Genomic DNA, 14135 nt, shown 5'->3' on the forward strand with positions numbered 1-14135 from the left:
AAATGATACGGAATTCCGATGATTCCTGCTATTCCCGATAATTCCTAAAAATTCCTTTTACGTTGATGATGAAAAATACTTTAGAAGATTATAAAACGGCTATTAAATGGAAGTATGAGATTGAAAAAACGGGAAGTTCTTCCAGTTATTTATTTCATCCTTCCCGTGCAAGATTGAGGAAGTTGTGTGCCGAGTTATTTTTGCATAATACGAGTCCTGACGATTTAAAAAGCTTTTCCGCTTTTTTTCAATTTGATTTTACTCCCAATTGTTCTAATAAATTAAAAGAGCAAACGGATAAATTTAGACCCATTGAAACGTTTTTTAAAGGAGAAACCGATTTAACTGATACAACTGCAGTAAACATTGCAGCGATACTTGTTGATTTTCAGCCCCGACCTTTTTTGAAATTTTCAAAACAAGAGACGTTTAAAATAGAGCCGCCTATAAGTAGTAGTAGCATCGAATCTACGAACCAGCCCATTTTTGTTGAAGAAACTGGAACCGCTAAAATGGAGGAAGGGTTTAATGGAATGCACCACTTACATCGTCAAGCTCCCTTGCAAACTAAGAAGGAAGGTTTTTTAAAAAAAAGACTACTACTGCCTATGGTGTTATTAGCGACTACCCTTTTTGGTTTTGGGTACTTTTTTACTCCCAAAAAAGCATGTATGCAGTGGCAAAACGATCGTTATGTAGAAGTGACCTGCGAAGCCAAGGCGATCGGGTTAGTAGATATATACTCTATAATACCTACAAAAGAAGAGCTACTGCACTTTAGAAAAATTCAGGTTTGTGATACCACCACCTTTTTTAGGCAGAACAAACCTGTAGTATGGTATAGTAAAGTTAATAAGCAGTTGGAGTATTTTAACGGGCCTGGCTTTAATCCTGAAAACGGTAAAGCTTTGAAACCGATTACCCAATATATGATTAATACGCATATAAAATCTGCTCCTAAATAGCGTTTAAAACCCGTGTTGAACCCAATCGGTTACAGGTCATCAACACATATAGAGTTATTTTTAAGTTGGTTGAATGGATTTTAAGTCCCAATAATTATGGGGATAGGGTTCTGTTTTTTCGTGAGGTTGGAATTTAAATAAAGCCTTTTGGTGAATTACTTAGATTTGTCAGCTAAAGCAGGCGGCAATTGATTGGGGGTGTTTAGAAAAAGGGGCTATATAGTTTATTATATTTTAAGTCAGTACAACGGAGTTTTTTTAAGGAATCGACACTACTTTTAAGATTAGAACACCTAAACTTAAACATAATTTAATAGTAAAAGAATGGAAGATATAGAAACGGGGGTTGAATTTTCAACAGATAAGTCAAAAATCGATATTGAGTTAACTCACAAGTTTTTAACGAACTCTTATTGGGCAAAAGGAAGAACAATTGAAGCAGTAAAAAAATCAATTGAAAATTCTTTTTGTTTCGGAATTTATTTAAATGGCGCCCAAATTGGGTTTGCAAGAGTTTTGTCAGACAATGTTCTCGCATATGTAACCGACTTGTTTATAATTGAGGAATATCGTGGAAAAGGATTTTCTAAAGTGTTATTGGAGAAAATGCTATCTCAACCAGAACTTGCAGAACTTGATTTATGGTTTTTGGCCACTAAAGATTCCCAGCTTTTATATGAAAAATTCGGATTTACTATGATCACTAACCCTGAAATGTATATGACGCGAAGCAAAAATAGTATAGAAACAAAATGGTATAAAAGTTCAGCTACTATCGGATAAGGATTTCTGGCGAAGGACGTAGCGAATCAACAATGATGAAGATGTTGATTCTGCACCGTAGGCAATTTGGAACAGATTACATTTCGTAAATACTTATGTGGGTGTTTTCAAGGTTTTTAAATGGATTTTAAAGCCCGATAGTTATCGAGATAAGGTTCTTTTTTGTGGAGAGAAAGGAAGAAGGATTAGATTTAGAAATGAATTAGAAAGTTTAATGGGAAAGAAGTGTATAAATTTGTGTATATTAAAAAGTGAGCCGCAATCTTAAAGTAAGTATCGTATGAAAAATAAATTAACAATTCTCCTTGCGACAATTGGTTGGTTTGCAATTTTGACACAGTATTGTTTGATGGTAGAGAATAGAGTTACTTCAATTCTCGAAACAACAATCCGATTCTTTAGTTTTTTTACAATTTTGACAAATTTACTAGTAGCCCTATATTTCACATTGTCTTTACCTAAGAAAGGAAATAGCAATCCATCAACCAGCAATAAGTCGGGAACGCTAACTGCTATTACAGTTTATATAACAATTGTAGGACTTGTTTATCAAATCCTTTTACGACAGATTTGGGAGCCAAAAGGCATACAATGGGTTGTGGACGAATTGCTTCACTCGGTAATACCAATTTTGGTTATTATTTTCTGGTATTTGTATGAAGATAAAAAAACGATGGAATACAAACAAATATTGAAATGGTTAATTTACCCATTAATTTATCTGATATTTATCTTAATTTGCGGAAACTTTTCTAATTTTTATCCCTACCCATTTGTGAATGTAACTGATTTTGGTTTAAAAAAAGTCTTAATCAACAGCGCAGGACTTATAGTATTCTTTTTTTGCATAGCAGCCGGATATATTAAACTTGGAAAAGTTATTAAGTGAAGATAATGATAAAGCCAGCTGCTAACTGAAGAGTTATTAAGGCTTGAAAAGCCAACAATGAACACTTTGTTGAACAGTTTGTCCCGATTTTTATCGGGAGAACTGATTACATGCTGTGAACACTGAAGATATTGTGAAGTTGTTTGAAAACATTAAAAAAGAGGATTATTTGTCCTCTTTTTTTATGCAAAATAGTTTTCTTTATTTCGAAGAAGTAAGACGGCGGTTTTTTTTTTTTTTCAAACTGACGTTGATATAATTTTAACAGTCCGTGTTTGTAACAATCTTTTTGTTTTAAAGACTAGTTATAGAAAAAGAAAATATGGAATCGAACAGAAGGCTTTGGCTTAAAAAAATTGGAATTGGAGCAGCGGGTATTGGACTTGCCAACTTTAGTTCATTTGCTTCTCCTCCAGTATCAGAAAATCTAAATACTCGTTTTGATAAGGAAGCTAACTTAATTTTTTTACGCTCAAATGAAAACCCTTATGGTCCTTCTCCATTAGCACGGAAAGCATTTGTAGACCATGCGAATATTAGCAACCGATACAATTGGGATGTTGCAACACAACTGATTGCTGACCTTGCAAAAAGAAATAGGGTTAACGACGAAAACATCTTGTTGGGAGCTGGTTCAACTGAAATTTTAGATTTAGTTGCAAAATTGGTGTCACTAGACAAAGGAAATTATGTAATTGCAGACCCAAGTTATGATTATTGGACAGCTATATTAGATAATTTAGGTGTAACGAAAAACAAAGTACCTCTTAAAGCCGACAAGAAAATTAATTTACAAGCGATGTTGGAAGCTGTAAACCAAGATACAAAACTTGTTTATATCTGTAATCCAAACAACCCAACAGGAACAGTTTGCGAAAGAGAAGCATTGGTAGAATTTATAACTAAAATTTCACAAAACACCATTGTATTAATTGATGAGGCCTATTTGGACTTTACTAATCAGCAATCCCTTAGCACGATTGTAAAGGAACATACAAATGTTATTATCGCCAAAACGTTTTCCAAAATGTATGGTTTAGCTGGAGCACGGATTGGGTATGCGATTGCGAACAAAACAATCATTGATAACTTGGCAAATTTGCAATCCAATACAAATAATAGCGTTAGCGTAGTATCAAAACTTGCTGCTATAGCTTCGTTGAAAGATGAGAAATTTGTTTCAAACTGCTACGCACTAAATGAAAATGTAAGACAATATACTATCAGCGAACTCAAAAAGTTACAATGTGAGTATATTTCTTCGCATACCAATTTTATCTATTTTTCAATTGCAAAATACAACAAGGACTATTTTAAGCAATTAGACGACAATGCGATTGAAGGAGGAAGAATATATGAAGAGGAAGGTAAATGGACAAGGATTACTGTGGGAACAATGGACGAAATGAAAAAATTTATAAAAGCAATACAATAAAAATGCTACCAACAGCTAAGGATTCTCACGGCCTTAAAAGCCACCAATAAACTCATTGTTGAATTGCCGGTCCCGATTATTATCTGGAGAAATGAATACATACCGTTAACAGTAGGGAGTTATCGATAATTTGTTTGAGTAATTTCAGGAGGATTAAGTGTCCTCTTTTTTTGTGGGGTAAAGTCAAGATGGGTTTGAGTTCAAAAACATCAATAAATCGGCTGGGATTATCGGTAGAACTATTAGATTTTAAAAACGCTATAGTTATTTGGTTACGGGAAATTCCGGTGATGTGTTGCATGTTTTAAAATACGAAATCCTGTCTTTTTATGCATATAGTTTTCTATATTTGGAGGTAATAAAATGGAGGTTTATTCACAAACTGACGTTATAGCACATCTGACCAAACCAATGAAAACAGTAATTATACTAATAATTGTCATCCTAATTTTAGTCGTCGGATTTTTAGTCTGGCGAAAAAAATCGAATAATATAACGAAAGCACCAACCGAATTTGTTAAGCCCGAATCGACAACTGAATCAACAAAACATCTACCATTACTTTCAGATGATTGGATTTCCGAAATTGAGAAAAAATGGGCTGAAAAGGAATGGGGAATTTATGACAACGGACATTATGATATTTCTGAGCAAATCTGCAATGAAATTTACTCAACAAATAAATATTGGGAAAAAAATCAAACTCACGCAGATTTTCTGAACGAATTGACAAAAGAACAGCGGATTTATTTTACGCTCATAAATTTTGAATCTCAAGTAAATAATGGTGGAGTTTATCAATTTTTATTCAATTATCCAGAATTGGCAATTATAGCTTTGCAAGGAATGAAAGAAACAGGAATGGTAAAATTAGCAAATGACTATGAAACGGTTTTGAATGAATATTTCGGAAAATTTAAAATTATACATGAACTTTATGCCAGATTTCAAAACAATAATAACGATTGGAATAAAAGATGGAATTCGTTTGCAGAAGGTTACAAGGAATTACCTTCAGCAGAAATCATTGAAAATTATTTTTATGAAGAAAGTTTCGTAAAAACCTATCACGAAAAATTAATTGAATATGTAAAAGCTAATCCCAAGAAATTGTATAGAACGGAATGAATAAAAAACGTGCTACAGCAGCTAAGGATTTCGTTGCGGCTGCAAGACGAACAATAAATTGCAAATCACCGAATACTAAAATAAATAAAAAATCAATGAGGTAAACCCGTGTTGAACTGCCTGTCCCGATTTTTATCGGGAGAACTGATTACATGCCGTCAACACTTATGGAGTTATCGATAAGTTGTTTGAATGGATTTGAAGTCCCGATAATTACGGGATAGGGTTCTGTTGTTTTGTGGGATTAAAGTTGAGATAATTAGTATATATTTGATTTTCGATAAAAAGAGAAGGTAATCAGACCTATCTAGTCTTTTTTGGGTGATAGTTGCGACAAGTTCAGCAGTATAGGCTAGTTGGCACCAATCATTTTAACACCTCCTTCCTTTATAACTTTCATACAATTAATACCTGATGGAATACTTTGTACTATTACTTATTGTGTGCATATTAGCATTTTTGGGCTGGATAAATTGGCAACACGAAAAATCAAAAGACTTCAGAAAACTACTTGAACCACAATTGGAAAGGTATGGGATGGAATACGTCAAAGCAGAATACCCAGGCATTTTTAAGGTTGGACCGTTTAAGAAGTTTGAAATAGAAATTGGTACGCCCCAAATAAATAATGGCACAATACAATATGAAAAACGATATTACAGAAAAATTACAGCAATAACGAAAAAGAAAAAGGTAGTACAAGTTTGGGCAAAAATTGACACGAGTTGGTTCAAAGACGATTCAGTAGAATTTAATCCTAGGCTAAATTCTATTAAATAATTTCCAGTCGTTAACAGTCGTAAGTCTATCTTTTTGGACTTGGTACTTTTTCGCCAACATTGTTCTCGAAGTGACCCCGATTTTATCTAGTTCAATTACAAGTATTGAAGAGCTACGCCAGCTGTAAGAATTGAACTACTAGATTAAAACCCAGTTGCTGATTTAAAATACTTTTGTTTATATTTGAAATTCATATCACGTTATACTGCCATCACATTCAATTATAGGCTGATACTTATGAAAATACTAGTGCTATACAGTAGTTGCAGGCGATCTTAAAAAACATCATTTATTACATTAAAATTTATCAAACAACACTATTGAAAAAATGAAAAACTATTTATTGATTTTATTCCTTGCAATAATTTGCTTGACTTCTTGTAGACAATATCAGGATACAACCAAAACAAGGCAACCGTTGAGCGAAAAAGCTTTAAGACTGGATACATTATTTACCGAACTTTATAACAAAGGTTCTTTCAATGGAAATGTTTTGGTAGCTGAAAAGGGTACTATACTATTTGAGAAAAGTTATGGATTGGCAGATGAACACACTAAAGATCAACTCAATTACAGTACCCTATTTGAATTAGCATCTGTTTCAAAACAGTTTACTGCAATGGGAATTGTTCAACTTGAAAAAGAAGGTAAGCTATCTTATGACGATGAAGTTTCAAAATACATTCCTGAATTAGAACACTACAAGGGAATTACTGTAAAAAACCTCTTAAATCATACGGGTGGCCTGCCTGATTATATGGAGCTTTCAGATACGATTTGGGATAAATCTAAAATTGCGACAAATAAAGACATGCTTGACATTTTTCAAAAAGTTAAACCTAAAAAACTTTTTGAACCAAATGAAAAATGGGAGTATAGCAACACGGGGTACCTGGTTTTAGCTACCCTTATTGAAAGAGTTAGTGGAAAAGAATTTGGCAATTATTTAGATGAAAAAATCTTTAAACCTTTAGATATGAAAAACACTTTTGTCTACCGAAGAAGATTTGCACCAGCAAAAATAGCAAATTACGCCAATGGATATATTTATTCGGATAGTTTAAAAATGAAAATTCTTCCTGATGCAATGGGAAAAGATTTTTATGTTGTTTATCTCGACGGTATTGTGGGCGATGGAATGGTAAATTCAAATGTAAGGGATTTGCTAAAATGGGACAGAGCACTTTATAATGACAAAATAATAAACGACCACGACCGAAAATTAATTTTTTCGTCAACAATGACGAAGGACAGTTTGCAAACTGATTATGGTTTTGGATGGATGATTGAAAGTACAAAAGCATATGGCAAAATAGCTTCGCATTCAGGAGGTTGGGGTGGTTATATTTCTTATATAGAAAGAGAAATTGATAATGACAAAACTATAATTATTTTACAGAACAACTCACTACCAGAAACAGAAATACCAATAAAAAACACACGTAGAATTTTATATAATCAAGAAGTCGAAAAACCTATAGTATTGGACAGCGTCGTTTTGAAGAAATATTCTGGTTTCTACATTACAGAAAAGGGAACGGAAAAAGAAATCCTGTTTGAAGATAATAAACTTTTTGTTCCGTATAATCCACAAGTTAAGTTGGAATTAATTCCAGTTTCAAAAACGAAATTCATTTTAGATGGATTTAGACCGGAAGTGACCTATACATTTAACCTAAATGATAACGGCGAAGTTATGGAATATCATTTAGAGCAAGTTCAGCAAGGAATAGATAGCAAAGCAAAGCGGAAAAAATAACGGACTTGAACACCTTAGGATTTGTCGCGCTCGAAAAGAAAACACCCGAGCGATAGTGCACCAACTAACTAAGCCTTCGTTGAACTGCCTGTACCTATATTATTCCTATTTATCGGCAAACTTTCGATTTAACAAACTTCATAAACATAAGAGAAAGTACATTTTAATACTACATAATAAAGCTCAAACCCATAGGAGTTTGAGCTTTACTTTTAATACAAAGGTATTTCTAATTTTTCACAAAACTTTCAATTATTTTATCGGTTTCTTGCTTAGGAGTATCCGACTTTAGGTCGAACAAGTGCATAAATAGCGGCTTTCCATCCACTGCCGCTTCTAAAGTAAGGTTCTTTTTACGGTCAAAAATAGCTTGCCATTTGTCACGTACGTTTTTCCAAAGGGCAGCATTTTCTTTCCAATAGTTTTGTCCCGCTTTGCATTTTGAATCCGCCACTTTTCGGTAATAATCCGTTCCTTTTTCTTTGGCAAGCACCTTGTCGTTTCCTTGGTCGTCGCGAACAATTTTTACGTTATCTTGATCGTGAATCCAACCTTCTTTTGTGATTTCATGAACGTTTGTTCGGTTGAGCACATTGTAATCTTTTCGAATCGTTTGTTCACGTCGTGGCAAAGGAGCATCCGTATTGTCTTCCCAGTAATGACGACCGTCCACGTGCACCCAACTGGTACTTCCTTCATATCGCGGACTGTCATCAACTTGATAAACGCGTTGGGTCCATTGCCCTTTCACATCCTTTTTTGCAAGTGTTTCATAGTGCCACGTTTTGTCTTTGTGAAATTGGTAAAAGGAAGTGTTTTCAAATTCCCAATCTTGCCTCCAATGTTTTACCAACATGGAATCTGAAACAATGAGAATGTGTTGCAAAACTAATTTGTTGGGCTGGTCTTCTACTAATTCTACCCATTCCAAAGCATAGTCGTATTTGGTTTTTGAAGGCACATAACTTTCGTCTTTATCGTATTGAAATGTTTCTGCAAAATTGAATTCGACTTCATAGCAGCCGCACATCGATTTGATGGCTTTTACATCTTCTTTCTTATTATTTTGTGCATTTCCGGTAAGACAAAAGCCAAGTAAAAGAGATGTTGTAATTAATTTGTTCATCGTTAAAGGTTTAAAAATTTATTCGGCAAAAATACTATTATTATTTAGATTAAGTAAAAATAACCTATATATTTGCAAAAGAATTTTATCAAGAATAAATCTAAATAATGAAAAAATGCCTTATAACATTGGGACTTACGTGCATTGCTTGGAATGCATTTGCACAAGAAACAGAAAAAGATTCGCTTATAACTGTGCTTTCCGAAGTAGTAGTAACGGGACAACTTGAAGCACAATCTCTAAAAAAATCGGTGTACCATGTTCGCGTCATTACCAAAGAAGACATTAAAAAGTTAGCGGCCAATAATCTGGGCGATGTATTAAATCAGTACTTGAATATTTCGATTAAAACAAGTGGAAATGACCGTCGTTCTTCCATTTCAATGTTTGGATTGGATGCCCAGTATTTCAAAATTTTAGTTGATAATATTCCACTTGTAAGTGATACTGGTTTAGGCAATTCCATCGATTTGACACAAGTGAATCTTGATGATATTGAACAAATTGAAATTATTGAAGGTTCCATGGGAGTAACTCACGGTGCAAATGCGGTTTCGGGCATCTTAAACATTATTACCAAAAAGCGTTCTCGATATAAATGGGAGATTAGCACCACGCTTCAGGAGGAAAGCGTTTCCGATGAATTTGCCTTTTTTGACAAAGGAAGACACATCCAAGCCTTAAAAGTATCTAACCGAATTTCGGAAGCCATTTTTGCAAGCGTAGGGGTAAATCGAAACGATTTTGCAGGTTTTTTTGACCATCAACAAGGAAAGAATTATGCAGAAAATGACGGCTTGCGGGGTGCTTCTTGGTTGCCCAAAGAACAGCTAACTGCCAATGCTTTTATAGGGTATAGCAAACCCAATTATAAGGTATTCTATAAATTTGATTATTTTACAGAAAACGTCTATTTTTATAATCCAATAGTGGTTCCCCAAGATAATTATCCGTTTCCCAATACGAACTTTTCACAAGACCGTCGCTATATTTCTAACCGCTTTTTTCATCACCTAAATTCGTCTGGAACACTGTTTTCAAATGTACAATTTAACGTCTCGCTGTCTCATCAAAAACAAGTGCGGGACATTGAGAAGTTCAATTATGGTTTAGAAACCCACCAAGAAACGCTCACTGCTCGAGAAACCTTTCAATCCAAAGAAGTGCTTTATTCAACAGGAACATTCAGTTCTTTTTTTGCTAAGAAATTTCTGAATGTGCAAGTGGGATATGAATTGGTGAATGAAAATGGATTTTATGATGCTTCAGCGGGAACCTTCAAGAATGACCAGCAGCAGGAGAATGATATACGGAAGCGTTTTGAAAATTACGACGTGTTTACCGTAGCAGAATTAAATGTAACCGACCGTTTTTCAATTCGCCCAGGGTTTCGTTATTCATTTCAGTCGCAATTTGACAATCAATATGCGTCTTCGCTTGGTTTTAGGTACAATTTAGATGCGGGAATTCAATTAAGAACTTCGGTAGGACGTTCGTACCGCACACCTAATTTTGATGAGTTGTATACCTATTTTGTAGACTCCAATCACAATTTACAAGGTAACCCGGATTTGACGCCAGAAACCAGTTGGTCTTACGAAGCCAGTATAAAAAAAGCGACTTATTTTACTTCTGGGTTGCAATTGTCTAACACGCTAGCCGTCGCTTACCTCAAAGTAAAGGACCGCATCAATTTGGTTTTAGAACAGGTGCAACCTACTCAAAACTACAAGTATTTGAATATTGACGCCTATCAAATGTGGAATGTATCGACGTCCAATCAAGTAGATTATAAAAATTGGAATGCAAGTTTGGGGATGTCTTTAGTAGGTATTTCACAAAAAATGGATTTAGCAGCTTTAGAAGTTACATCGGAGGACGACTATTTGTACTCCTTTCAATTGAACAGTTCGGTTTCTTATAAAATACCCAACTGGAACACGGTATGTGCCGTTTATTATAAATTCAACGGAAAAGACCGACGCTATATTTCGTCAAGCGACACAGCGGGAAATGCCACTTTTTTACGCTCCGAAATTGCTTCGTACGGCTGGATGGATGCTTCGCTAAGTCACGCTTTTTTCAAAGACCAGTTCGAAGTCACACTTGGTAGCCGAAACATCCTTGATGTTACCAATTTGCAAGCATCTCAGTCGGGCACTACCGGTATGCACAGTACCGGCTCAAGCATATTGTTGGGTTACGGTCGGTCCTACTTTCTTAAACTCACGTATAACCTTAATTTTAATTAATATTTACAATCATGAAGAACAATTTAATCTTATTTCTTTCAGCAATGGCAATTGCGTTAACATCCTGTAGCGACGACGACAGTTCAAAAACGGCGACAAATGCCATAGCTTTTTCAGTGGCGTCGGCTAATTTGACGGACACAAATACACCTGTTCAGATTTTATTTTCTGAACCTACTTCGGCAGCGGGAACGTTGACCCTTTCCTATACCGCTACTGGGGTTACTTATGGAACTGATTTTAGTACCAATCCTGAAGCTACTGGAAATGTACTTTCCGTTGCTTTTGAGGCCGATGCCACTTCTACAAGTTTTATATTTACAAAATTAACGGAAGCCATGGAAGGTGAGGTTAAAAATGTAACTTTTAAAATTGATGCCTCTTCAATCAATGCACAACTTTCAGGGAATAACACGACACAACTTAATTTCAATGAAACTGCTTCACTGGGTTCGGCTTTAGCACCTGCAGTAGGTGGTCCGAATCAAGAAAATCAAGTATATGTGGATTTAAGTAGCGGAATGATGACTTCAGTTCCCCGTGTTTCTTGGGATTTGGGTTTTCATGCCGGAGCTGAATTCAGAGTCGCTTTGAACACTTCGGTAAAAATGTCTGTAAAAGAATTAGAAACAACAGATATTGACGCCGTTCAAGCTACGGATGAAACGATGTTAATCAATCAAGGGCAAGGTTTTGTAAATCAAATCGATGCTCCAGAAGGTTTGCTAGATGGAATGGCCATTAAAGCCATTTCAGATGATAATGCTTCTAACAAGGTGTATCTGCTAAATTTAGGTAGTAACCCTGCACTTGCTTCACCAGCGACAGGTGCAGAAGGAAGTGCTTCAGGAACCCACCGAGGTTGGAAAAAAATAAGAATTATGAAAGAGGGCAACGATTATAAAATCCAGTATGCCGATATCGATGCGACCACACATCAGGAATTAATCATCACTAAAAATGCGGCTTACAATTTTACTTTTTTCAGTTTTACAACAAATAATACCGTGCAGGTGGAACCGCAAAAAAACCAGTGGGATATCAACTTTACGACTTTTACCAACGTAGTTAATTTTGGAAGCCTAGTTCCGTATCATTATTCCGATTTTGTAGTAAGCAATTTAAAAGGAAACGTAAAAGCCTACCAGGTGCTGACATCAGAATTTACTTATGATGCCTTTTCAATTGCAAATGTGAATGCCTCAAAATTTACAGACGATCAAAGGAATATCGGTTCGAACTGGAGAAGTACCTCAGTTACGGGAAGTGACGGAATTCCTGTTTCTCAATTCGTATTAAAGACTGACCGTTTTTACGTAATTAAAGATGCAGCAGGCAATCATTACAAACTGAAATTCACCGGTGGAGCGAATGAAGCGGGTGAACGAGGATATCCAAAATTCCAATATACATTAATTAAATAATACAGTATGAAAGCAGTAAAAATAGTCCAAATTATCTTTTGCCTTATTCTAGGAGGTATGATGTTGTACGGCGGAATGAAGAAATTTGGCAAACCAAGCCCTTCGCCTACAGAACTGATAGAGCAGGTAAAAACAGAGCAGGAAGTAGCCCCATCACTAGAAATATTGAAGATTAAGAATTATGTTTTCGGAATGAAGCAAACGAATTTCTTCTGGCAATTCTTAGGTTTCGCGGAACTTTTAGCCGGTTTATTACTCGTGAGTTTGGTTTTTTCAAGAATTGGAGCCATCGTTGCTTTGCCTATTACCATTAATATTTTTCTATTTCACTTGTTTTTAGAACCCGATGAAGTGGGCGAATTAGTGCAAATGTTAGGTTTGCTAATTATCAATATTTTACTACTCGCCTCCAGCTATAAAATATGGAAGCCCTTGGTTTATGATAAAACCCTAATTCAGTTTAAAGTGTAGTTTTATTTGTTTTAGTGCACTGTGGAACGGCCTGGAATTTACTTCTGGGTCGTTTTTTGGGTTTAGGCTCAAAGAAGGAAGCGAGGGTGGGATTTGATTTTAATCTGGATTCGCGATGGGATGGTTCATGCGGGACTTTTGTGGCTGATTCTACGGCTTTAGCTTATCGTATAGACAGGGAGCGGTTTAGGGAACGGCATTTGTTTTCTACTGGTTTGGATTGTGTGGCGGTTCAGCTGCATCGGTTTGTGTTTGATTTTGAAACGGGTACGGGTTCTTTGGTTTCTGGTGGTTTGCGGTTTCTGCATCTGGATAGTATTTTGGATGCGGTTTCGATGCCTGTTCCTGTTGTTACCGTGTTTGATGGAGTGGATTTCTTGCTTTTGAGTGTTACTTATTTTGGTGCTGATGATGGTGATTTTGTTCCTGTTTTGGCTTGTGGGTTTTTGGGATAAATAAAGCAATATCAAAGCTTAAAACCCCCTAAAAGCAGAAAAATAAGAAAGAGCAAAATACTCGAATTTGCTATTTTTTATTGCACTTATTTCTCTTTTTAAGCACCAAAATCATCATGAAATTTATTTGTACTTGCTTTAAATATCAACAATTTCAGTATCTACTATCCCGCGACCAATTGCACTTTTGCTTATTAGATAATCTATTGTTCTTTTGAATTTTTTAATTTCATTTTCTTCTAGAATTTCTTCTTTTACGGTCTTGCCTAAATGCTGCTTTTTAGAGTAAATTTCAATTGACATATTAAGAGCATTTAACGTAAGTGGTATATCTACAAAGTGGAGCATGCCATCTTCAGTCTTAGCAACATCAATAGAGCAGTTATAGTCTCTAATGTCTTTTGAATCCACTTTCAATTTATGCCAGTTGCCTTTAAGACGCTTTGCAACAACTTTTTTTAAACATATAGTCACTCAAGTCATTCGGTAATAATAGGGTAAATTTTAAATCTAAAATTGTAAAATCTTTACCGTTGGTCAAATGAAAGACTTTCTCATCAGCCTTATCCTCTAGTAGAGGTTGAACAGTTCTTTCAACAAAATTATTGAAATAACCGTAAGCCAAAGCTGCTGAAGGTAAAAAACCAAGGTCAAACGTCTTTTCTTTA

Annotated in this window: 14 protein-coding genes; 11 read left to right on the top strand and 3 right to left on the bottom strand. The window is 35.3% G+C overall.

Features of this window, described 5'->3' with window-relative positions; translation table 11 throughout:
• Positions 1–65: 65 nt before the first annotated feature.
• From ACQ5J2_RS11590 to ACQ5J2_RS11620, 7 genes are all read left to right on the top strand, one after another.
• Positions 66–965, top strand: coding sequence for a hypothetical protein (locus ACQ5J2_RS11590; protein ID WP_432670635.1), 900 nt, complete (start codon positions 66–68; stop codon positions 963–965).
• 324 nt (positions 966–1289) lie between these two features.
• Positions 1290–1748, top strand: coding sequence for a GNAT family N-acetyltransferase (locus tag ACQ5J2_RS11595; RefSeq protein WP_432670636.1), 459 nt, complete (start codon positions 1290–1292; stop codon positions 1746–1748).
• 280 nt (positions 1749–2028) lie between these two features.
• A complete protein-coding gene (locus ACQ5J2_RS11600; protein WP_432670598.1) occupies positions 2029–2637 on the top strand; it encodes a Pr6Pr family membrane protein in 609 nt (202 codons plus the stop codon).
• A 322-nt stretch (positions 2638–2959) separates the two neighbouring features.
• The gene (locus tag ACQ5J2_RS11605; protein WP_432670637.1) at positions 2960–4072 is read left to right on the top strand and encodes a pyridoxal phosphate-dependent aminotransferase; all 1113 of its coding nucleotides are present in this window, start codon (positions 2960–2962) and stop codon (positions 4070–4072) included.
• A gap of 411 nt (positions 4073–4483) precedes the next feature.
• Positions 4484–5200, top strand: a complete 717-nt coding sequence (locus ACQ5J2_RS11610) for a DMP19 family protein (RefSeq protein ID WP_432670638.1) — start codon at positions 4484–4486, stop codon at positions 5198–5200.
• A 414-nt stretch (positions 5201–5614) separates the two neighbouring features.
• The gene (locus ACQ5J2_RS11615; protein WP_432670639.1) at positions 5615–5980 is read left to right on the top strand and encodes a hypothetical protein; all 366 of its coding nucleotides are present in this window, start codon (positions 5615–5617) and stop codon (positions 5978–5980) included.
• Positions 5981–6308: 328 nt separating this feature from the next.
• Positions 6309–7739 (top strand): serine hydrolase domain-containing protein, encoded by a 1431-nt coding sequence (locus ACQ5J2_RS11620; RefSeq protein ID WP_432670640.1) that lies wholly within the window; start codon positions 6309–6311, stop codon positions 7737–7739.
• A 229-nt stretch (positions 7740–7968) separates the two neighbouring features.
• On the opposite strand, the gene ACQ5J2_RS11625 is transcribed toward ACQ5J2_RS11620, so the two are convergent.
• The gene (locus ACQ5J2_RS11625) at positions 7969–8865 is read right to left on the bottom strand and encodes a DUF6607 family protein (protein WP_432670641.1); all 897 of its coding nucleotides are present in this window, start codon (positions 8863–8865) and stop codon (positions 7969–7971) included.
• Between the two features lie 107 nt (positions 8866–8972).
• Here ACQ5J2_RS11625 and ACQ5J2_RS11630 point away from each other — a divergent pair, with 107 nt between their 5' ends.
• From ACQ5J2_RS11630 to ACQ5J2_RS11645, 4 genes are read left to right on the top strand one after another with little or no spacing between them, the layout of a single operon-like run.
• On the top strand, positions 8973–11117 hold the full coding sequence (locus ACQ5J2_RS11630; protein ID WP_432670642.1) for a TonB-dependent receptor plug domain-containing protein: 2145 nt from the start codon (positions 8973–8975) through the stop codon (positions 11115–11117).
• A gap of 11 nt (positions 11118–11128) precedes the next feature.
• On the top strand, positions 11129–12541 hold the full coding sequence (locus ACQ5J2_RS11635; RefSeq protein WP_432670643.1) for an HmuY family protein: 1413 nt from the start codon (positions 11129–11131) through the stop codon (positions 12539–12541).
• 6 nt (positions 12542–12547) lie between these two features.
• A complete protein-coding gene (locus ACQ5J2_RS11640) occupies positions 12548–13012 on the top strand; it encodes a DoxX family membrane protein (RefSeq protein ID WP_432670644.1) in 465 nt (154 codons plus the stop codon).
• Positions 13013–13068: 56 nt separating this feature from the next.
• Positions 13069–13467 (top strand): hypothetical protein, encoded by a 399-nt coding sequence (locus ACQ5J2_RS11645; RefSeq protein ID WP_432670645.1) that lies wholly within the window; start codon positions 13069–13071, stop codon positions 13465–13467.
• 138 nt (positions 13468–13605) lie between these two features.
• Here ACQ5J2_RS11645 and ACQ5J2_RS11650 read toward each other — a convergent pair whose 3' ends face one another.
• Both ACQ5J2_RS11650 and ACQ5J2_RS11655 read right to left on the bottom strand, forming a co-directional pair.
• Positions 13606–13941, bottom strand: a complete 336-nt coding sequence (locus tag ACQ5J2_RS11650) for an STING domain-containing protein (RefSeq protein WP_432670646.1) — start codon at positions 13939–13941, stop codon at positions 13606–13608.
• The gene (locus ACQ5J2_RS11655; protein ID WP_432670647.1) at positions 13901–14092 is read right to left on the bottom strand and encodes an STING domain-containing protein; all 192 of its coding nucleotides are present in this window, start codon (positions 14090–14092) and stop codon (positions 13901–13903) included. The genes ACQ5J2_RS11650 and ACQ5J2_RS11655 overlap by 41 nt, the downstream gene beginning before the upstream one ends.
• Between the last annotated feature and the right edge of the window lie 43 nt (positions 14093–14135).

Source organism: Flavobacterium sp. SM2513, from assembly GCF_050908145.1.
Lineage (GTDB): Bacteria > Bacteroidota > Bacteroidia > Flavobacteriales > Flavobacteriaceae > Flavobacterium.

Coding starts and splice junctions, on each gene's coding strand:
- ACQ5J2_RS11590 (WP_432670635.1), top strand. CDS start 66: ATGATGAAAAATACTTTAGAAGATTATAAAACGGCTATTAAATGGAAG.
- ACQ5J2_RS11595 (WP_432670636.1), top strand. CDS start 1,290: ATGGAAGATATAGAAACGGGGGTTGAATTTTCAACAGATAAGTCAAAA.
- ACQ5J2_RS11600 (WP_432670598.1), top strand. CDS start 2,029: ATGAAAAATAAATTAACAATTCTCCTTGCGACAATTGGTTGGTTTGCA.
- ACQ5J2_RS11605 (WP_432670637.1), top strand. CDS start 2,960: ATGGAATCGAACAGAAGGCTTTGGCTTAAAAAAATTGGAATTGGAGCA.
- ACQ5J2_RS11610 (WP_432670638.1), top strand. CDS start 4,484: ATGAAAACAGTAATTATACTAATAATTGTCATCCTAATTTTAGTCGTC.
- ACQ5J2_RS11615 (WP_432670639.1), top strand. CDS start 5,615: ATGGAATACTTTGTACTATTACTTATTGTGTGCATATTAGCATTTTTG.
- ACQ5J2_RS11620 (WP_432670640.1), top strand. CDS start 6,309: ATGAAAAACTATTTATTGATTTTATTCCTTGCAATAATTTGCTTGACT.
- ACQ5J2_RS11625 (WP_432670641.1), bottom strand. CDS start 8,865: ATGAACAAATTAATTACAACATCTCTTTTACTTGGCTTTTGTCTTACC.
- ACQ5J2_RS11630 (WP_432670642.1), top strand. CDS start 8,973: ATGAAAAAATGCCTTATAACATTGGGACTTACGTGCATTGCTTGGAAT.
- ACQ5J2_RS11635 (WP_432670643.1), top strand. CDS start 11,129: ATGAAGAACAATTTAATCTTATTTCTTTCAGCAATGGCAATTGCGTTA.
- ACQ5J2_RS11640 (WP_432670644.1), top strand. CDS start 12,548: ATGAAAGCAGTAAAAATAGTCCAAATTATCTTTTGCCTTATTCTAGGA.